The organism is Vreelandella arctica (assembly GCF_037070215.1).
Classification (GTDB): domain Bacteria; phylum Pseudomonadota; class Gammaproteobacteria; order Pseudomonadales; family Halomonadaceae; genus Vreelandella; species Vreelandella arctica.
In genome coordinates this window covers 86,721-104,739 of sequence record NZ_JBANSN010000006.1, presented here as the reverse complement: position 1 = coordinate 104,739, position 18,019 = coordinate 86,721, and the positions used below count along the sequence as shown (strand labels likewise).

Below are 18,019 nucleotides of genomic sequence, written 5' to 3'. Positions count from 1 at the left end.
GTGCCCCATGCAGATCTCCTCACTAGCCCATGCGCTTCCCCGCACATTGATCAGCGCCGCCGTTGCCAGCGCTTTTGCGTTGGTCGCGGTGAATGCCTCAGCGGATCTTTCATCGCGTTATGTCGATAACGATGGCGATATGATCGCTGATGCGCCTAGCGATGAGTCACAGTGGGCCGATCCCGATACGCTCGTGTTCGCCTACACGCCAGTGGAAGATCCGGCGGTTTACGCCGACGTGTGGTCTGACTTCCTGGAGCACCTAAGCGAAGCAACCGGTAAAGAAGTTCAGTTCTTCCCCGTGCAGTCCAACGCCGCCCAGCAGGAAGCACTGCGCGCTGGCCGTTTGCACGTCGCCGGTTTTAACACCGGTGGTGTACCGGTCGCGGTCAACTGCGGTGGTTTCCGCCCGTTTGCCATGATGGCGGCCGAGGACGGTAGCTTTGGCTACGAAATGGAGATCATCACTTATCCTGGCAGCGGCATCGAGACCGTTGAAGACCTGGAAGGACGCCAGCTAGCCTTTACCTCTGAGACCTCTAACTCTGGTTTTCGCGCGCCCTCCGCACTGCTGCGCTCCGAGTACGGCATGGAAGCGGGCGAAGATTTTGAAACCGCCTTTTCTGGCTCCCACGACAACTCCATCTTAGGTGTTGTGAACGAAGACTACGATGCCGCTGCCATCGCCAACTCAGTGGCACGCCGCATGCTGGCACGTGATGTTGTGGCAGAGGGCGATTACGAAGTGATCTACACCTCCGATACCTTCCCCACCACCGCTTACGGGCTGGCGAATAACCTGAACCCGGAACTTGCCGAGAAAATTCAGGATGCGTTCTTCAGCTATGACTGGGCAGGTACCCCGCTGGAAGCGGAATTCGCCAACTCCGGTGAAGCGCAGTTCATTCCGATTACTTATCAGGAAAACTGGTCGGTCATTCGCACCATTGCCGATGCTAACGGTGTGACTTACGACTGTGACTGATCGTTAAGGTAAACGGTACTGCACGGCCAGGAAGGCATCCCTTTCTGGCCGTTTCGCTATAAAAACGAGGCGGGAAAATGTTGACACTAAGCGGCGTTGGCAAGCGTTACCCCACCGGGGATCGGGCGCTGACGGACATTGAACTCACGCTGCCCAAAGGCCAGGTAATGGCGCTGATTGGGCCATCCGGCGCGGGTAAAAGCACCCTCATTCGCTGCGTGAATCGGTTAGTGGAGCCCACCCAGGGCAGCATTCGCCTGGAAGGCACGGAACTGACCAGGCTCTCAGGTCATAAGCTTCGCCACGCGCGCCGCTCAATGGGGATGATTTTCCAGGAGTATGCCCTGGTAGACCGGCTCACCGTGATGGAAAACGTACTCTCCGGCCAGCTCGGCTATGTGGGTTTTTGGCGCAGTTTTTTACGTCGCTACCCACAGGAAGCGGTCGTCGAAGCCTTTCGACTACTCGAGCGGGTAGGGCTGCCTCACGCCATCGATAAGCGCGCTGATGCGCTTTCCGGCGGCCAGCGCCAGCGCGTGGGCATCGCCCGGGCGCTTTTACAAAGCCCCAAGCTACTGCTGGTTGACGAGCCAACCGCCAGCCTCGACCCGAAAACGTCGCGCCAGATCATGCGCTTGATTCGCGAGCTATGCGCTGAGCGCGACTTGGCGGCAATCATCAATATTCATGATGTGGCCTTGGCGCAGCAATTTGCCGACCGGATTGTCGGCCTGCGCGCTGGGCAAATCGTCTTTGATGGACTGCCGAGTGAACTCACTAGCGAAATGCTCACGACCATTTATGGCGAAGAGGATTGGGATACCACCCCCGAGCCGCTGGATGACGAGGCCGATGACTCGGAAACGACTTCATACCAGCGCGACCTGCCGACGATGGCAGCCGGGAGTGCTCGATGAGCGAACGGGCAGAAACACGGCTATCACAGGGGCAAGCACGTCAGCAGGCGGCCCAGCGGGGCCAGTGGCGGCGTCTGCCGTTGATTGAAAGCCCGCGCTTGCGTTGGGGGTTGGCCGTAGGTGCGGTGATTTACGTAGTGCTGGCGCTCGCCTCGGTCGAAGTGAACTGGGCGCGGGTAGCCGAAGGCGCGGGGCGGGCGGTTAACTTCTTGGGCGCCTTTATGCAGCCTGATTTTGTTAGCCGCTACGACGACATCGTGGCGGGGCTGCTGGAAAGTTTGACCATGACGCTGACCTCCACGGTAGTAGGCGTGCTGTTGGCGATCCCGGTGGGCCTGGGCGCCGCGAGGAACATTTCGCCGCTACCGATCTACTTTATATGTCGCGCGATCATTGCCGTTTCGCGGACGTTTCAAGAAATCATTATCGCGATTCTGTTTGTGGTCATGTTTGGCTTTGGGCCGCTGGCGGGGATGATCACCCTGGCCTTTGCGACGATTGGCTTCATGGCCAAGCTGTTAGCGGAAGACATCGAAGACCTGGACTGGCGCCAGGTGGAAGCCGTGCGGGCAACGGGGGCAAGCTGGTGGCAAACCATGAACCATGCGGTTCAGCCCCAGGTCATGCCGCGCTTGATTGGGCTTTCGGTTTACCGGCTGGATATCAATTTTCGTGAGTCGTCGGTGATTGGCATTGTGGGCGCGGGCGGCATTGGCGCCACGTTGAACACCTCGCTGAGTCGCTATGAGTACGATACCTCTGCCGCTATTTTGCTGATCATTATCGCCATCGTGTTGCTGTGCGAGTACAGCTCGAGCCATGTCCGCCGCTGGACCCAGTGAGCGCTTATTAGCCGCCCCTGGCCTGTTATATTTGGAGAATCGCGATGCCAGTATCTACTAACACCCAGGGTCTGCCGGTTTGGCGGCGGCGCACCACCCGCGCCCAATGGCTGCAGTACCTGGCTTGGCTGGCGGGTGTCAGTCTCTTTCTGCTCTGCTGGAAGATGATTTCCGACAATACCATGTGGGTGTTTGTCGAAGACGCTGGACGCCAAGGGGCGGACCTGATCAGCCGCATGACGCCGCCGGAGTGGGGCTACGCCAATGTGCTCTGGAAGCCCATGTGGGACACCATTAACATCGCCACCCTGGGCACTGCCATTGGCATTATGATGGCGTTTCCCGTGGCGTTTATGGCCGCACGTAATACCACGCCGCACCCGCTGGTGCGCAGTCTGGCGCTGATGATCATTGTCTCATCCCGCTCGATCAACTCGCTGATCTGGGCGATGCTGCTAGTCACCATTCTCGGCCCTGGCGTGTTGGCGGGGATTATCGCCATCGCCCTGCGCTCGATTGGCTTTGTCGGCAAGCTGCTTTATGAGGCGATCGAAGAGATCCATCCGACGCCCGTCGAGGCGATAAGCGCGACCGGGGCAAGCCGCCTACAGGTGATGAACTATGGCGTGTTGCCGCAAGTCATGCCTGCCTTTGCCGGTATTAGCGTCTATCGCTGGGATATCAATATCCGCGAATCGACGGTGTTAGGGTTGGTCGGCGCAGGCGGGATCGGTTTGCAGTTAAATGCCTCGATCAACAGCCTCGCCTGGGACCAGGTCAGCGTTATTTTCATTATGATTTTCGCTACCGTGCTGGTGTCCGAGTGGGTTTCCGCGCGTGTGCGTCACGCGATTATTTAATCGACAGTGGCATCAATAAACGAGGGCTGAGTATGCGTTTTCCCGATGCGGAGATCACCACCATTGATTTATTGCGCCACGGTGAACCGGTGGGAGGACGTATGCTACGCGGCTCCACCGATCACCCACTGAGTGAGACGGGTTGGCAGCAGGTGACCGATGCCGTTATGCGCCATACGGTCGAAGGCCATCTGCCTTATGATGCGATTGTCACCTCGCCATTAACACGCTGTCGTGAGTTTGCGCTGTGGCTGGGCGAAGAGTTTGATCTACCCGTTCAGGTAGAGGATGACCTAGCCGAGCTGCATTTGGGGCAGTGGGAGGGTAAAACCCACGCCCAGGTGTTTGCGGAAGAGGGCACCGAACGAATGAGTGCGTTTTGGTATGACCCAACAACGGTGTCACCGCCAGACGGCGAAACGATACAGGCCTTTGATGCGCGCCTCGCTGAGGTATGGCAGCAGCTGTTAATCAGTCCGCCCGGTAAGCATGTGCTGGTCGTGGCGCATCTATTTGTCTGCAATGGACTACTGCGCCAAGTTATTGAGCAGCCGCTTTCGCGGGTGCTGGCGATGGATTTGCCCTACGCGGCGCTAAGCCGTGTGCGCCATGAGCGCCACTTGCTTGGTGAGACGACCTTTATTGAGTGGATTGGTCGTTAATCATTACCGTTAACCATGGGCGGCTAGGCATGCTTTTTGGGCGCCGCCCGTCACTCCCGTCCCATCTTGCGCTTTCCTAACTATCCTCGCTTTCCTATGACCGCCATCAATAAATGCAGCGCTTAGCCCCTTATACTGCGCCATGTTTTGCGGTGTAATACAAACGTCGCAAATACATTTAATTAAGTGGCTGAGTGCGGCAAACTCACATACACGCGTTACACGACGCGAATACTAATAATTGAGTACGCCGCTTACCTACCTGACACGTTATCAGTCTGAGGCTAAGCAATGAAAAATATCGTTAACCGCATTCCAATGCGGTTTAAATTTGCCTGTGTGCTACTGCTACCCTTGCTCGCGCTGGCGTGGTTCGCGGCTCAGGGCATCATGGAGCGCCGTACAGCACTGCAAGAGTTTGACCGCCTTCACACGATGACCGAGCTCGCCCAGCGAGCGGGGGATGCCGTTCACCAAATGCAGCTTGAACGCGGTATGACAGCGGGCTTTCTGGGCAGCGAGGGCGAGGCATTTGGTAACCGGCTGCGCGAGCAGCGGCCCAAGACCGATGATGCCGTCAACGCGTTTCAAGCTCAGCAGGCCTCTCTGGATCAAGCGCTCCTGACGCCTGCTGTTCAGCAGCAACTGCGTGAGATTGATGAGCGTTGGCAGCGTCAGGCAGCACTGCGTGAACGCGTTAGTGCGTTAGAGGTCACGACGGGCGAGGCATTAGGTCACTATACCGGCATTAACGGTCAGCTAATGGCCTTTGTGGGCTCGTTGGCACACCTCACTCGCGAGGGTGATATTACCCGCCAATTGAGTGCGTATTATCAACTTCTGGAAGCTAAAGACCTGGCTGGCATTGAGCGGGCGCTGCTGGCCAATACGTTTGCAGCAGATGGGATGCCACCGGATATGCTGCGGCGTTTTTTATCACTGCTTGGCGAAGAGCAGGCTTTTCTGGATGGTTTTCGCGTTCTGGCAGGGGAGCAAAGTCGCCAGCAGCTTGACCTAGCGTTAAGCGGTGTTGAGATCGATCGGTTGATGGAGCGGCGTGAGCTGGCGATCAGCCAAGCCAGTGAAGGTGGCTATGGCGTCGATCCGGAAGAGTGGTTTGAGTGGCAGACGGTAAAAATTGGCCGCTTGAAAGCATTAGAAGATCAAGTGGTTAACGCGGTGGTAACCGAGACAGTGACGCTACGTCAGGCAGCGCAGCAGGCGCTTTGGTTATATGCGGTGATTGCGCTGGTCGCGAGTTTATTGGCGATCATCACCGCTATACTGATCGTGCGTGCGATTACGACGCCATTGAGCCAAGCGCTATGTAGCATCGCCACCCGCGATAATGATTTAACCCAGCGATTAATCGTCCCTGGGAGCGATGAGCTTTCCCAGCTCTATCAAGCCTTCAATGAGTCCTCGGCAACGACCGAGACGCTAGTCGCTGATATCACCCGCAACGCACAGTCAGTGGCGGTGGCCAGTAATCAGATTGCTCAGGGAAATCAGGATCTAGCGCAGAGAACGGAAGAGCAGTCCGCCTCGCTGGTACAAACCGCATCAAGTATGGAGCAAATTACTGCGACGGTACGTCAAAGCGCTGATAATGCAAAGCAAGCCCAGCAGATGACCGATGATGTGGCTCACCAAGCTAAGGAAGCAAGCCTAGTGGCTTCACAAGCTCAGCAGGCAATGCAGCTTATCTTGCAAGCGAACGAACAGGTGACCAGCATTGTCGGGACTATCGACAATATCTCTTTCCAAACCAATTTGCTGGCGCTCAATGCATCGGTTGAAGCCGCGCGTGCGGGTGAGCATGGGCGTGGCTTTGCGGTGGTCGCTGATGAAGTGCGTAAACTGGCTAGCCGCAGCACAGAGGAAGCCAATCAAATTCGCCAGTTGATCGACAATAATGTAGCGAAGATTGCGGAAGGCGAAACGCTGGTCAACTCGACGAATGAAACCCTGGGGCACATTGCTCAGCGCGTTGAGCAAATGGCTCACTTAATGGATGAAATGGTCTCTGCCACACACGAGCAGTCGGCAGGGATCGAGCAAATTAATCGAGCCATGGCTCAGCTAGAGGACGTCACTCAGCAAAATGCGTCGCTAGTGGAGGAAGTCGCGGCAGCGAGCCGCTCGCTTGATGAGCAGGCCGACGATATGACTCGCCAAATGAGTCGTTACCAAGTGAGTGATAGCTACCCGCAAGAAAGCCGTCTCGCAATGTCTGTTGCATATAGCTAGTGTCATGACGACTGGCAGCCGCTCTTTTGGGCGCTGCCAGTCCTGCCCCTTAAGTTATTGCTCCTGCCGTCGATAATGTATTGTGTCGTTCAAAGAGCCTAAGCAGTAAGACGGTGTTAATATCGATCCTTATTCGAAGGAGATGTGGCGAAGTAGATTTAATATAGCCTATCTACGATACTATCTATCTAGAACAAACTATCGATAACAGATGATGGACGAGGAGAGCAGAGACATATGTATCAATCCTTGAATCTACAAAAGGAACAGTCTTTGTCTCAACAGCCCTCTGAGCCCACATCCCCACTTCCCCGCTCTAATGCGATGCCGACGGCGTCCGTTAGCAATACCGCGTCTCCTGTTGAATCCGCCTTTTGCTACGCCAATGAAGCGATCATTATTACCGATGCGGAAAACCGGGTAGTGGAAGTGAACCCCGCTTTTTGTGAGTTAACGGGGATGATACTGGGTGATGTGCAAGGCAAAACGCCTGAAGCGTTTAGTATTTTACCGTTGGATGATAGCCGTACAACGCGCTTGATGCGTGAAGAATTACAATTGCGGGATCGTAGTAAAAGCCAAGTGAGCTATCGCAGCCACGACGGCCAGTTTTACCCTGGCATGATGTCGATTAATCGCGTGCGCGATGAGCACGGTGCAATCGACCACCATGTGATTGTGCTTGCTGACCTTTCGGCCATTCCGGCGCATGCGCGCCATCTTAATCGAGAAGTCTATTTTGACGCGTTAACAGGGTTACCCAATCTGCAGTTGCTGACGCAATTGATCCAGGAATCTATGCAGCACGCAGAGGCTAAGCAGCTGCCGTTGGCGGTATGCTCGCTGGATATCGATTTCTTTAAAAACATTAATGATCGGCTTGGTACGTCGGTGGGCGATGCGCTGCTTTCCTCATTTTCACAGCGCATAAGCCATCTACTGTTCGGTGATGATGTACTGGCGCGGGTGGGCGGCGACGAGTTTGTGCTGTTACTCCACCATGGCGTAGACGAAGATTTTTTTGAGAAGTTGTTAGCCTCCATTCGCCAGCCACTTATGGTTGATGGCCAGAGTATTCATCTGACGGCAAGCTTAGGGGTGACGCGCTACCCGAATGATCACGTTCAGGGCGATGTATTGTTGCGCCATGCCAACCAGGCAATGTATCGCGCTAAACAGCGCGGTCGCGATACGTTCCACTTGTTTGATCCTAACCATGACCGTTTGCTGCAGGTGCGCCATGAGCAGCGTCAGCGGTTTATTGATGGACTCAATCATAATGAGCTGTGTCTTTACTATCAGCCCCAGGTCGATATGCGCAGTGGCAAAGTAGTCGGGGTCGAGGCGCTGATTCGTTGGCAGCACCCTGAAGAAGGATTGCTTGCCCCTGGCCAGTTTTTACCCATCATTGATACCACCCCGCTAGAAGTAAGTTTAGGCGAGTGGGTCATTGAGCGGGCACTTTGCCAATTAACGGAATGGCATGCCCAAGGCATCGCGCTGCCCATCAATGTGAATATCAGCCCTACGCATCTGTTAGTGAGTAGCTTTAGCCAACGTTTAGCCGAGCTATTGGCATGCCACCCTGATGTGCCGCCATCAATGCTAAAGCTCGAGGTGCTTGAGAGCGCCGCGATGCATGATGTTCAGGCCGCGCTGCACAATATGTCGCTCTGTCAGGCGCTAGCCCGGATTTCTCATAGCACCTCAGCAAGTACTGCACCCAAGACGGAATGCCACTAAAAAACTGTTGGCACGGCTTAAATTGCCTACTTTTTAACCACTCCCCGTCGTTCAGACACACTTCCCCCTTTCCCCCATTGCGTCGGGCCGGGGGCGCCCGAGCATTCAGCTCGGCACCAACCGCCTGACGAGATCGGATAGTTCCGCTTTATAGGGGTAACTGTCACTCATCAACACACGGATTCGCCGGGTGTTGCGGATAATGACGGCCCCCACCTTGATCAGCTTGAGCCGCAGATTGCTCGGGCTCATACGCGCGAAGGGCGTCTTTTTCAGGTGTGTTCGTAATCGCTCGAACAGCGTATAGGCAAAGCCCGATAAGATCAGACGCCACTGATTGGCCCACCAGTGCGTGCTGGAGGTACGATCAGCAAACAGGCTCAGCTGTTGATCTTTAATCCGGTTCTCCATGTCGCCCCGAGCGCAGTACTGCTCGTAGTAGAGCTTGAAGCCGTCGTCATAACGGGAACTAATGATAAACCGGGGATTAGAGCCCAGTTCGCCTTCTTCCAGACGGGCCACCACCCAGCGTGGATACTTCCAGGCGTGTGCTTGATATTGGAAGCGGAACGTCTCTGCCACTTTCCCTCCCACCTGCCATTGGGTCTTGCGCACCAGCATCATGGGCACATCCACTTCCTTGAGCAGCCGACTGTTCTTGCCGATACCCACGATATAGTCAACGTGATGCCGATCGCACCAGTTGAGCATCCGGGAGCGACAAAAGTGACTATCACCTCGTAACACAAGGCGCGTATCGGGCCAGTACTGGCGAATAAAGCGCACCAGTAACGCCAGGATGGCCCAGCTGTGATGGCTGTCGCTGTGGTCACTGGTACGCAGATAGCTCACTAGCAGATGGCGGCCACAGAAGACATACAGCGGGAAGTAGCAATGGTGGTCGTAGTAGCCGTTGAAGAACTTGCCCGGCTGCTCGCCGTGAACCGGGATATCGGTACCGTCAAAGTCCAACACAATTTCCGCCGGTGGCTCCTCGTGCTGCTCGATGAAGTGGTGCCAAAGTAGTTGATGGGCCTTCACTATCGCCTGCCGATCCGCCTGCTGCTCCATCCGGCACAGCGTGGACTTGCCTGCCAAGGAGTCGTCCTGGCCAACCGCCGTTTGCAGCGCTTGATCAAAGCGAAGGGCTTCATGATCGTTCAGGTCTTCGTATCCAGCGGCCACGCCAAATACCCGTTGACGAACCATGGTGTCTAGCCGGTGGCGAATCTGTTCTGGATCCCGGGGATCGTGAAGTACCGAGGCTAGTCGGCGAGTCAGGCGATGTTGTTTATCGACCTCGCGCAGCAAAAACAGTCCGGCATCGGAGGTGATGTGACCGCCGGAAAAATCGGCTTCAATTTGACGGCGAGAGAGTGGCGAGAAGGTCAGTTTTTCAGGTACCATTTTGGATAGCGGCTGTTGGTGTTTTTTTCTGGTGTAACGTCCTGAAATAATAACACTTTCAGCCGCTTTCTTTTATACCCCGTGAGAAATTCGGGCTAGGCGTAAGCTTCGCTATTGATGACTTTGGCACCGGGTTTTCGTCGTTAACCCACTTGCGTCAACTGCCGGTCAACCTGATCAAAATTGATCAGAGCTTTGTACGCGACATGCTCAGCGACCAAGACGATATGGCGATTGTGGAGAGCGTGATTTATATGGCTAATCGCTTTAGGCGACCCATGCTGGCCGAAGGCGTGGAAACGCTTGAACATGCAAAAGCGTTAATGGCGCTGGGCTGCGAGTTGGCGCAGGGTTATGGTATTGCCCGCCCAATGCCTGCTGAAGCCCTGCCAGCTTGGCTTGCGGATTGGCCAATGCGTGCGGACTGGAATTCGCTGGCTCAGTCAGCCTGTTAAGCGGCCTGCTCTTTAGCAGTGGGTTCTTCAGCGATTGGCTCAGCTGTAGTTTCCGGCCAAGTAGTTTCCGACAACGTAGTTTCTGACGAATCAGCGGCACCAGCACTGCGGGCTTGCTCCATTTCACTACGCTGCATGGCCGCTTCTAACTTCGCTTCAAGTAAATATTGGCGTGCTTGAGCGGCCACTTGATGGTCTTTGGGAGAAGGGTCGGCAGGGGCCATCGCAGCGGCGATCACGGTCTGCATTTTTTCGATAGTCGCTTGGGGATCATTGGGCACCGGGCCGTAATCGATCGGCACCTCGCCTGCCACTGCGTAGCGCTTGCCATCGGGGCCAACGTCATAGTCGTAGCTAGCGCCGCCGGTATAGGCGCCACCTGCGACTTGGTGAGCCATCTCGTGCTGGCGTACCTCGCGGTCGGTCTGCTTAAGCTGTTCTAATTGCTGAATCTCTTCCGGCGCCATGGGTGTGCCGTCAGCACGCTTGGGGCCAGCTGCGTCGCTGCTATTCTCTTTATGCGTACTGGTGTCGCTGGAGGCGTTATTAGAAGTTGTCTCTTCGTCAAGCGCGCGCTCCTTTGACGCTTGCTCTACACGCGGTGAGTGCGTATTTGCTGCAGGGTATGCCCACGCAGTGAGAGACGAGGTGCTGATAGCAGAAACGGCCATAGTTTATTACCGACGCAGTGCGAGTTGGGATACCATGAAGTATTAGCGAGCGATGCCGACAGTGCAAGTCAGCGCTATGTGTTTCGTCGCGCAATCATTCAACGACTCATGTTGTTACTACTTTAATTACCAGGGCGCTTCGCTATCTCAACCCTGACCTACTATCTGTGCTAACCATCCTATGCTAACCATCGATGTCGTCATCAATCTAAATTATGATGAGTGTTTAGCCCATTATGAGGGGCGCATTGCCAATGTGCGTACCCGCAGCGTGGATGGGCGCTGGGTAATCTTTCCTGCCGAGGCGATTCGTCGTGTGGTTAGCCGCGATGGTGTGCGCGGTATTTATCGATTAAGTTTTTCTGAACAGGGCCGATTTATTAGTATTGATCCTTTAACCGGACGTTGAGCTTGCCTATGCACCGCGATGAAACATCGATCATCCTGAATGACCTCATTTATTACGTCATTCCCAATTTAAACAGTGCTGAAAAGTTAGTGCTCTCTACGCTAGAAAGCTTAAGTGAAGCGGCCACCAGCCCTCTGGACATACTTAAACGCACGGATCAGCGCCAAGCGTTTGGGCTGGAGACCCACCGCATAAGAATCAATTTAGAACACTTGCTGAATCGCTACCGGACTGAGGTCGATGCCATTCTTCGCTCTGAAGGCGAGTATCAAGGGCCGGTCGTAGAGCCTGATCCTCAAGAGGCGGATGCGATACGCAGTGCTAAAGAGATCTACCAGCATGTATGTGCTTTCCAGCGAGGAGAACGCCCCCACCCGATTCCTGGGCGGTAAATCACCCGGCGCACCTTGTTCTAGCGCCTAGCACTAACCGCCAGTACGTAACATTCACAGCATGGCATCAACATTGCTTGTACAATGTGGCATTGGACTTTCAGGCTTACCCGCCTGAAAGCAAGCAGCCTGCCTACCCGGCGCTGGCTGTCCACATATTAGGAGATATACCATGTCTGCCTCACCGGTCACATTGATGGTGGCTCGTCGCGTTGAGCACGGCCGCTACTTCGACTTTAATCGTTGGCTAAACGAAGGGCGCGAGCTGGCGGCTGATTTTGCTGGCTACCTCGGCTCTGGCGTACTAGCACCCCCCGCTGATGACGATGAATATCAGATCATATTTCGCTTTAGCAGCAGCGAAACCTTAGCCGCCTGGGAACACTCCGCCTCACGCCATGCGTGGTTGGCGCGCGGAAAAGGGCTGTATGAAGCGCCTCAAGAGCACCGTGCCACTGGGCTGGACACGTGGTTTCAAAACAACGGAAACAGCGCTCCGCCGCGTTGGAAGCAAGCCGTGGCTGTTTGGTTGGCTTTCTTCCCCATCTCGTTGCTTTTCCAATGGGTATTTGGCGGCGTATTGGCCGATTGGGCGCTGGTGCCGCGGGTGATGGTGAGTACCTTGATGTTGACGCCAGTGATGGTGTTTGTGTTTATTCCGCTCTCGACGCGCTTATTAGCACCTTGGCTGCAAGGAAAGTGGTCGCCGCTGGATTTACTGGCGCGCTGGCGTCATGCACATCGTTAATTTTCATTAATTTTTACTAGTTTAATGCTTTCATGGGGTTCAACGCTGTAATGGTGCTAACTTTAGTATATTGATCCTATTAAGATGATCTTTGTGCTACTAAGCTGAAGGTGCTTGCAGTAATGGATAACTGTCGCCAGTGCAATGCTGGTGTATAACCCAGCCCCATGGAGTTTTTATGATTCACGTTCACCATTTGGAAAAGTCTCGTTCTCATCGGATTTTGTGGCTATTAGAAGCCTTAGAACTGGACTATGAGCTGGTAATTTACCAACGCGATGACAAAACACAGCAAGCGCCCGACTCGCTAAAAAAAATCCACCCGCTTGGTAAATCCCCGGTCATTACCGATGGTGATCTCACCGTGGCTGAGTCAGGCGCGATCATTGACTACCTGTTACAGCGCTACGGGCAAGGGCGGTGTCAGCCTTCTCCCGGTGACTTGCGGGCTTGGGTAGATTACCGCTACTGGCTACATTATGCCGAAGGCTCACTGATGCCACTGCTGGTGATGCAGCTTGTGTTTAGCCAAGTTCCCAAGCAGTCGCCCTGGCTGATTAAACCGCTGGCGAAAGGCATTAGCGATACGGTGAGTAAGCGTTTTTTAGCACCGCAGTTGAAACAGCACCTCACCTTTATAAACCAGCACTTATCAGCCAACGGTAATTTTGCCGGCCCCTGGCCTAGTGGCGCGGATATTCAAATGAGCTTTCCGCTACAGGCAGTGGCGGCCGTCCAGTCGTTAGAGCAGTATTCTGCCATTGCCGCTTTTGTATCGCGTATCGAACAAGACTCCGCGTGGCAGCGAGTGGTAGAGCGAGCTGGCCCGTTAACCATGCCTGGCCAGTAATAACTACCATGTACCATTTCGCCACTTCAGCAGCTCTGCCAGCAGAGCTGCTGCGCAGCATTGACACTTATTTGGGGCGCTGGGGAATCGCCTTGCTGCTCGTTTTTCTGCTTTTAGCACTGCTGGGCAATCTGTTACTCAAGCGCCGCATGCAACATAACAGGGCGTTGCTGCAAACCAATAAAGAGATGCTGGCGACTATTTTGGATAGTGTCGATGCCTTTATTTATATCAAGTCACCGACCTTAGAGTATCAATACGTGAATCGCCGTATCAGCGATTTATTTGGTCTGCCAGCCGACAAAGTTATTGGTAAGTGCGACGCTGAGTTTTTTGATGCCGGCAGCGCTGCTGAAATGGAGCAGGTTGATCGCAGCGTATTGGCATCGGGCAAGAAAGTAACGGTCGAGGAGAGTAACGTCTTACAAGGTGAAAGCCAGGTAAGAACATTCTTATCGATCAAAATGCCGCTGTCGATGTCCCCCGGTGCTCCCCCTTCTCTATGCGGTATTTCGACGGAACTCACTGACTACCTCGAAATGCAGTCGCGCACCTACTATCTGGCCTTCTATGACTCACTGACAGGTCTGCCCAACCGTCGGATGCTGATGGACTCGTTAACGTCCGCGATCGATCATGATGAGTGGTCAGCGTCTTATAGCGCTGTGTTGGTGATCGATCTGGATAACTTTCGCTTAGTGAACGACATCCAGGGTCATGAGAGTGGTGATCAACTGTTGATTAACGTTGCTGAACAGCTACGACAGCGGCTAGAGCCAGAGGCCACGCTGGCACGCTTTAGTAGTGATGAATTTGTGGTACTGCTGAATAACCTGGGCGAGCCGCAGACCGAGGCCGTCCGAAAAGCTGAACGTGTCTCCCGCCAGCTATTGGAAACCATCGCTCAAGTGAGAGGCGGTCATTCGTTACCCATTAGCGCCAGTATTGGCATTGCACTGTTTGCCGGGCGCGAACACAGCATGGATAGCGTGCTGCAACAAGCGGATATGGCCTTGCAGCAGGCGAAGAGGGCTGGCGGCAACACGCTGTGCTTTTTTAACGCCGATATGCAGACCAGCGTACTGGAAAGGGCAAGCCTGGAAGCTGACCTGCATAAGGCCCTTGAGCGCAATGAGTTGGCTCTGCACTATCAGGTGCAGGTCGACCATCAGGGCGTGACCACGGGGGTTGAAGCATTATTACGCTGGTATCACCCCCAGCGTGGCTGGGTCTCCCCCGCGACGTTTATACCTCTGGCAGAGGAGAATAGGCTCATTGTGCCCATCGGTTATTGGGTGCTTAGGTCGGCCTGCGAGCAATTGGCAAAGTGGTCCCATCAAGCGACCTACGCCACCTTAAGTATTTCCGTTAATGTGAGTTCTGTTCAGTTTCAGCAACCCGACTTCGTGCATGACGTAGAGGCTTTATTAGCAGAGACGCTGGCACCGCCAAGCCGGTTGGTGCTGGAAGTAACGGAGAGCCTGCTGATGTGCGAGCCAGTCAGGGTGCGCAATACGATGTTGAAACTCCGCGCTAGAGGGGTTCGCTTTGCACTGGATGACTTTGGCACTGGTTACTCATCGCTGAGCTACCTAAAGCGCTTACCGCTAGATGAGCTAAAGATTGATCAATCGTTTATTCGCGAACTGCTCACTGACAAGACAGATGCGGCGATCGTGGATACGACGATACTGCTTGCCGTGAGTTTAGGCTTAACCGTGGTCGCAGAAGGGGTAGAGAAAAAAGAACAGCTTGATTGGCTAAGAGGCCATGGCTGTTACCGCTATCAAGGCTACCTGTTTGGCCGCCCGACACCGATTGAGTACCTTTTTGAAAGCTATTAAGCGGCTATATAAAAACCCCTTTCCAGCACGCTGAAAAGGGGTAAAGGTTAGGTCTATCTAACTTACGTTTATGCGATTAGCTGAAGAGCGCAAAGCTCTCAGCGTTAAGCCACATGTGAACCAAAATGCTGGCGATATAGCCAAGCAAAATGACCGGCGACCAACGTAAGTGGCCCATAAACGTATAGGAACCTCTTGCCTGGCCCATTACCGCTACCCCTGCCGCTGAACCGATCGACAGCAAGCTGCCCCCGACGCCTGCGGTTAAGGTAATCAGCAGCCATTGGCCGTGAGACATATCGGGCTCCATCGTGAGCACCGCAAACATAACGGGAATGTTGTCGATGACCGCTGATACAATACCCAGCGTGATGTTGGCTGCCGTGGCGTTCCAGCCGGTGTAGAGCGCTTCTGACAACAGGCCAAGATAGCCCATGAATCCAAGCCCGCCAACGCACATCACTACCCCGTAGAAGAACAGCAATGTATCCCACTCGGCACGTGCCACGCGGTTGAAGACATCAAACGGCACCACGCTACCCAACTGCTCAAGCTTCTTGTTGTCGCCACGGCGGCTATAGCGCTCGCGCTTACGCTCCAGCGAGCGGGGTAGGCTACGGCGTAGGTAGTAGCCGAAGAACTGCAAGTAGCCCAGGCCGGTCATCATACCCAGCACCGGCGGCAGGTGGAGCACTACGTGGCACAGCACGGCGGTAATAATGGTCAATAAAAACAGCCCTACAATGCGCCGGGCACCCCGCTTCATCCACACATCTTCATAAACGCTAGCGGGTTTCTCGTCCTTAATGAACAGGCTCATGATGGAGGCGGGTATTAGGAAATTGACCAGGGCAGGGAAGAACAGAATGAAGAACTCCTGGAACTCCACCATGCCAGCTTGCCACACCATGAGAGTGGTAATGTCGCCGAAGGGGCTAAATGCACCCCCCGCATTGGCGGCCACCACAATATTGATACAAGCGACGTTAATAAACCGCTGATCGCCCTCTGCCACTTTAGTTACCACGGCACACATCAATAGTGCGGTGGTGAGGTTGTCGGCAATGGGTGAAAGCACAAAGGCGAGACCGCCGGTCAGCCAAAACAGTGTCCGGTAGTTGAAACCTTTGCGTAACATCCAGGAGCGTAAAGCATCAAACACCCGACGCTCTTCCATCGCGTTGATATATGTCATGGCCACCAGCAAGAACAGCATCAGCTCGGTGAACTCCAAAAGCGTCACGCGAAACGCGTACTCTGACGCTTCCGACATACCATTTTGGACATACACCCAGCCGATGAGGCTCCAGATGATACCGGCTGCCACCAACACCGGTTTCGACTTACGCATATGAATCTTTTCTTCCGCCATGACGAGGGCATACGCCAGAACGAAAATAGCCACCGCAAAAAAGCCGACAACCGAGGTGGTTAAATTGAGTTCACCAGTAACGGCAAACGCATTGGGACTTACGCCTAATAGTAAGGCCGCTAACAAAAAAAGCCAGCGACGATATAATCGTGGCTGGCGAGAGGGTTGGCACAACGTAGGCATGTGACGTTTTTCCTCATGGTTAAGTTGTCAGGAGTGGTGTAAAAGCGCCGCTAGTTTACCAGCCTATATTGCGCCGCAATACTTTATAAAAACGAACGAAAGTAGTTCTTCTTAGGGGAATAGCATCTTTTTTTAGGAAATTAATCTTTTAGGTAATGGTAACTTTAACAACATTAGTTTTGCCTAAGTGCTGATTTAAATGTGGGGGTTATACTAATGCCGAATAGCATTATTAAATAATATCCATTCCTTTATTCTTCCTTTCACTAATGCACGCTTTCATTATCACCGTCGAACCCCAGGCGAGGCTGCCCGTTTAGGCATAGTCATGGTATGTTGACGCCCCCTAGGCCCATTGCTGGGTAACATAAAAACGAGGCCCGTTAGAAAACGGCCGCTGGATACGCTAAGGAAGATTAAGATGCGCAATTCATTTCGCTCCCTTCGCCGCTCGCTTGGCGTGACGGCTGCTACGCTAGCGCTGGTAAGTACCGCTTTCTCCGCCCACGCTGAAACGCGGGTGACCTATAAATCGGCTTCTGCAGGTACCGCCTACTATCAGATGGGCGTAGAACTCTCAGAAGCAATCCGCCAGGGTACGGATGACGCGATTATTCTGACCCTTGAAGAGAGTCAGGGCTCGGTACAAAACGTCATGGAGGTCATGGCTCGTCAAGGCAACTACGTGTTTACCACGCCGCCTGCGTTAGTCGAACAGGCCATGGCAGGAGAGGGCGCCTTTGCAGAGCGTCAGAACCCTCGCTTTCAGGAAATTCGTGGCCTGTTCCCCATCCCCTCTATCACCATGCACTTTGTACTGGCGGGTGACGAAGGGGTGGCTGACATGTCTGCCCTGGAAGGCAAGCACTTATTAATTGGCCGAGGTACGTTTGGCGCCCGGGAAGCGGCTCGTTACCTGGAGTTGTTTGGTCTGGAAGAGAACGTCAAAATCGCCGATGCGGCGATTGGCAGCGGCCCCGATGCGCTCAAAAATGGCCAGATTGACGGCTTTGTCACCGCCAGCTCTTTCCCATCACCCAATGTGATCGAGACCGCCGCCAGCATGCCTATATCATTGGTTAGTCTGACCGATGAGCAAATCGAACAAACCGGCGCAGCGCGCCAAACGATCCCCGGCGGTACCTACCCCGGCGTTGATAAAGATGTCGAAACCACATCGCTGCCGGTGATTGCCTACACCACCACCTATATGGATGACGATACCGCCTACACGCTAACCAAAACATTTTGGGAGCGTCGTGATGCCATGGCCGAAGAGGCCGCCTGGTGGGGCAGTATTATCCCTGAAATGCTGGAAAACATGACCGGCTCGCTACACCCAGGGGCACTGCGCTATTACGAAGAAGCGGGCTTCGAGGTGCCTGACTCTCTACGTTAGTCACTTTCTCCCTTCTTCCTACTGCCACGG

Annotated in this window: 16 protein-coding genes and 1 pseudogene; 14 read left to right on the top strand and 3 right to left on the bottom strand. The window is 54.3% G+C overall.

Annotated elements, in window-relative coordinates; genetic code table 11:
- Positions 1–7: 7 nt before the first annotated feature.
- The 7 genes from phnD to V8L70_RS07345 all read left to right on the top strand — a co-directional run bounded on the left by phnD (position 8) and on the right by V8L70_RS07345 (position 8,259).
- Complete coding sequence (gene phnD / locus V8L70_RS07375; RefSeq protein WP_101147057.1) at positions 8–985, top strand: phosphate/phosphite/phosphonate ABC transporter substrate-binding protein; 978 nt, start codon at positions 8–10, stop codon at positions 983–985.
- A 77-nt stretch (positions 986–1,062) separates the two neighbouring features.
- The gene (phnC, locus tag V8L70_RS07370; RefSeq protein ID WP_101147056.1) at positions 1,063–1,902 is read left to right on the top strand and encodes a phosphonate ABC transporter ATP-binding protein; all 840 of its coding nucleotides are present in this window, start codon (positions 1,063–1,065) and stop codon (positions 1,900–1,902) included.
- A complete protein-coding gene (gene phnE / locus V8L70_RS07365; RefSeq protein ID WP_101147055.1) occupies positions 1,899–2,744 on the top strand; it encodes a phosphonate ABC transporter, permease protein PhnE in 846 nt (281 codons plus the stop codon). Before phnC ends, phnE (V8L70_RS07365) begins: the two co-directional genes overlap by 4 nt.
- Before the next feature lie 44 nt (positions 2,745–2,788).
- Positions 2,789–3,604 (top strand): phosphonate ABC transporter, permease protein PhnE, encoded by an 816-nt coding sequence (gene phnE / locus V8L70_RS07360; RefSeq protein ID WP_101147054.1) that lies wholly within the window; start codon positions 2,789–2,791, stop codon positions 3,602–3,604.
- 32 nt (positions 3,605–3,636) lie between these two features.
- Positions 3,637–4,266, top strand: coding sequence for a histidine phosphatase family protein (locus V8L70_RS07355; RefSeq protein WP_101147053.1), 630 nt, complete (start codon positions 3,637–3,639; stop codon positions 4,264–4,266).
- 291 nt (positions 4,267–4,557) lie between these two features.
- Complete coding sequence (locus tag V8L70_RS07350) at positions 4,558–6,516, top strand: methyl-accepting chemotaxis protein (RefSeq protein ID WP_101147052.1); 1,959 nt, start codon at positions 4,558–4,560, stop codon at positions 6,514–6,516.
- Between the two features lie 273 nt (positions 6,517–6,789).
- Positions 6,790–8,259, top strand: coding sequence for a putative bifunctional diguanylate cyclase/phosphodiesterase (locus tag V8L70_RS07345; protein ID WP_232774931.1), 1,470 nt, complete (start codon positions 6,790–6,792; stop codon positions 8,257–8,259).
- A gap of 105 nt (positions 8,260–8,364) precedes the next feature.
- On the opposite strand, the gene V8L70_RS07340 is transcribed toward V8L70_RS07345, so the two are convergent.
- Complete coding sequence (locus V8L70_RS07340) at positions 8,365–9,666, bottom strand: IS1380 family transposase (RefSeq protein WP_336269156.1); 1,302 nt, start codon at positions 9,664–9,666, stop codon at positions 8,365–8,367.
- Between the two features lie 95 nt (positions 9,667–9,761).
- On the opposite strand from V8L70_RS07340, the pseudogene V8L70_RS07335 reads away from it, so the two are divergent.
- Positions 9,762–10,121: pseudogene (locus tag V8L70_RS07335) on the top strand (EAL domain-containing protein); the annotation flags it as partial.
- Here the strand turns inward: V8L70_RS07335 and V8L70_RS07330 are convergent.
- Complete coding sequence (locus V8L70_RS07330; RefSeq protein WP_101145726.1) at positions 10,118–10,792, bottom strand: putative metalloprotease CJM1_0395 family protein; 675 nt, start codon at positions 10,790–10,792, stop codon at positions 10,118–10,120. The pseudogene V8L70_RS07335 and the gene V8L70_RS07330 overlap by 4 nt on opposite strands.
- A 181-nt stretch (positions 10,793–10,973) precedes the next feature.
- Here V8L70_RS07330 and V8L70_RS07325 point away from each other — a divergent pair, with 181 nt between their 5' ends.
- The 5 genes from V8L70_RS07325 to V8L70_RS07305 all read left to right on the top strand — a co-directional run bounded on the left by V8L70_RS07325 (position 10,974) and on the right by V8L70_RS07305 (position 15,035).
- A complete protein-coding gene (locus tag V8L70_RS07325) occupies positions 10,974–11,201 on the top strand; it encodes a DUF2835 family protein (RefSeq protein ID WP_101145725.1) in 228 nt (75 codons plus the stop codon).
- Between the two features lie 8 nt (positions 11,202–11,209).
- Positions 11,210–11,593: a hypothetical protein gene (locus V8L70_RS07320; RefSeq protein WP_101145724.1), complete on the top strand. Its 384-nt coding sequence runs from the start codon at positions 11,210–11,212 to the stop codon at positions 11,591–11,593.
- Between the two features lie 172 nt (positions 11,594–11,765).
- On the top strand, positions 11,766–12,341 hold the full coding sequence (locus V8L70_RS07315) for a putative antibiotic biosynthesis monooxygenase (protein ID WP_008957086.1): 576 nt from the start codon (positions 11,766–11,768) through the stop codon (positions 12,339–12,341).
- Positions 12,342–12,519: 178 nt separating this feature from the next.
- A complete protein-coding gene (locus tag V8L70_RS07310) occupies positions 12,520–13,191 on the top strand; it encodes a glutathione S-transferase (RefSeq protein WP_101145723.1) in 672 nt (223 codons plus the stop codon).
- A gap of 8 nt (positions 13,192–13,199) precedes the next feature.
- Positions 13,200–15,035, top strand: a complete 1,836-nt coding sequence (locus tag V8L70_RS07305) for a putative bifunctional diguanylate cyclase/phosphodiesterase (RefSeq protein WP_101145722.1) — start codon at positions 13,200–13,202, stop codon at positions 15,033–15,035.
- Positions 15,036–15,111: 76 nt separating this feature from the next.
- Here the strand turns inward: V8L70_RS07305 and nhaD are convergent, their stop codons facing one another.
- A complete protein-coding gene (gene nhaD / locus V8L70_RS07300) occupies positions 15,112–16,590 on the bottom strand; it encodes a sodium:proton antiporter NhaD (protein ID WP_101145721.1) in 1,479 nt (492 codons plus the stop codon).
- Between the two features lie 421 nt (positions 16,591–17,011).
- Between nhaD and V8L70_RS07295 the strand changes: the two genes are divergently transcribed.
- Positions 17,012–17,989, top strand: a complete 978-nt coding sequence (locus tag V8L70_RS07295; RefSeq protein ID WP_336269155.1) for a TAXI family TRAP transporter solute-binding subunit — start codon at positions 17,012–17,014, stop codon at positions 17,987–17,989.
- The last annotated feature ends 30 nt before the right edge of the window (positions 17,990–18,019 follow it).

Excerpts from the sequence above, each read along its gene's own strand:
- V8L70_RS07340 (WP_336269156.1), bottom strand. The coding sequence starts at position 9,666 with ATGGTACCTGAAAAACTGACCTTCTCGCCACTCTCTCGCCGTCAAATT.
- V8L70_RS07330 (WP_101145726.1), bottom strand. The coding sequence starts at position 10,792 with ATGGCCGTTTCTGCTATCAGCACCTCGTCTCTCACTGCGTGGGCATAC.
- V8L70_RS07295 (WP_336269155.1), top strand. The coding sequence starts at position 17,012 with ATGCGCAATTCATTTCGCTCCCTTCGCCGCTCGCTTGGCGTGACGGCT.
- phnE (WP_101147055.1), top strand. The coding sequence starts at position 1,899 with ATGAGCGAACGGGCAGAAACACGGCTATCACAGGGGCAAGCACGTCAG.
- V8L70_RS07355 (WP_101147053.1), top strand. The coding sequence starts at position 3,637 with ATGCGTTTTCCCGATGCGGAGATCACCACCATTGATTTATTGCGCCAC.
- phnC (WP_101147056.1), top strand. The coding sequence starts at position 1,063 with ATGTTGACACTAAGCGGCGTTGGCAAGCGTTACCCCACCGGGGATCGG.
- V8L70_RS07315 (WP_008957086.1), top strand. The coding sequence starts at position 11,766 with ATGTCTGCCTCACCGGTCACATTGATGGTGGCTCGTCGCGTTGAGCAC.
- V8L70_RS07320 (WP_101145724.1), top strand. The coding sequence starts at position 11,210 with ATGCACCGCGATGAAACATCGATCATCCTGAATGACCTCATTTATTAC.
- V8L70_RS07325 (WP_101145725.1), top strand. The coding sequence starts at position 10,974 with ATGCTAACCATCGATGTCGTCATCAATCTAAATTATGATGAGTGTTTA.
- phnE (WP_101147054.1), top strand. The coding sequence starts at position 2,789 with ATGCCAGTATCTACTAACACCCAGGGTCTGCCGGTTTGGCGGCGGCGC.
- V8L70_RS07350 (WP_101147052.1), top strand. The coding sequence starts at position 4,558 with ATGAAAAATATCGTTAACCGCATTCCAATGCGGTTTAAATTTGCCTGT.
- V8L70_RS07310 (WP_101145723.1), top strand. The coding sequence starts at position 12,520 with ATGATTCACGTTCACCATTTGGAAAAGTCTCGTTCTCATCGGATTTTG.
- phnD (WP_101147057.1), top strand. The coding sequence starts at position 8 with ATGCAGATCTCCTCACTAGCCCATGCGCTTCCCCGCACATTGATCAGC.
- nhaD (WP_101145721.1), bottom strand. The coding sequence starts at position 16,590 with ATGCCTACGTTGTGCCAACCCTCTCGCCAGCCACGATTATATCGTCGC.
- V8L70_RS07305 (WP_101145722.1), top strand. The coding sequence starts at position 13,200 with ATGTACCATTTCGCCACTTCAGCAGCTCTGCCAGCAGAGCTGCTGCGC.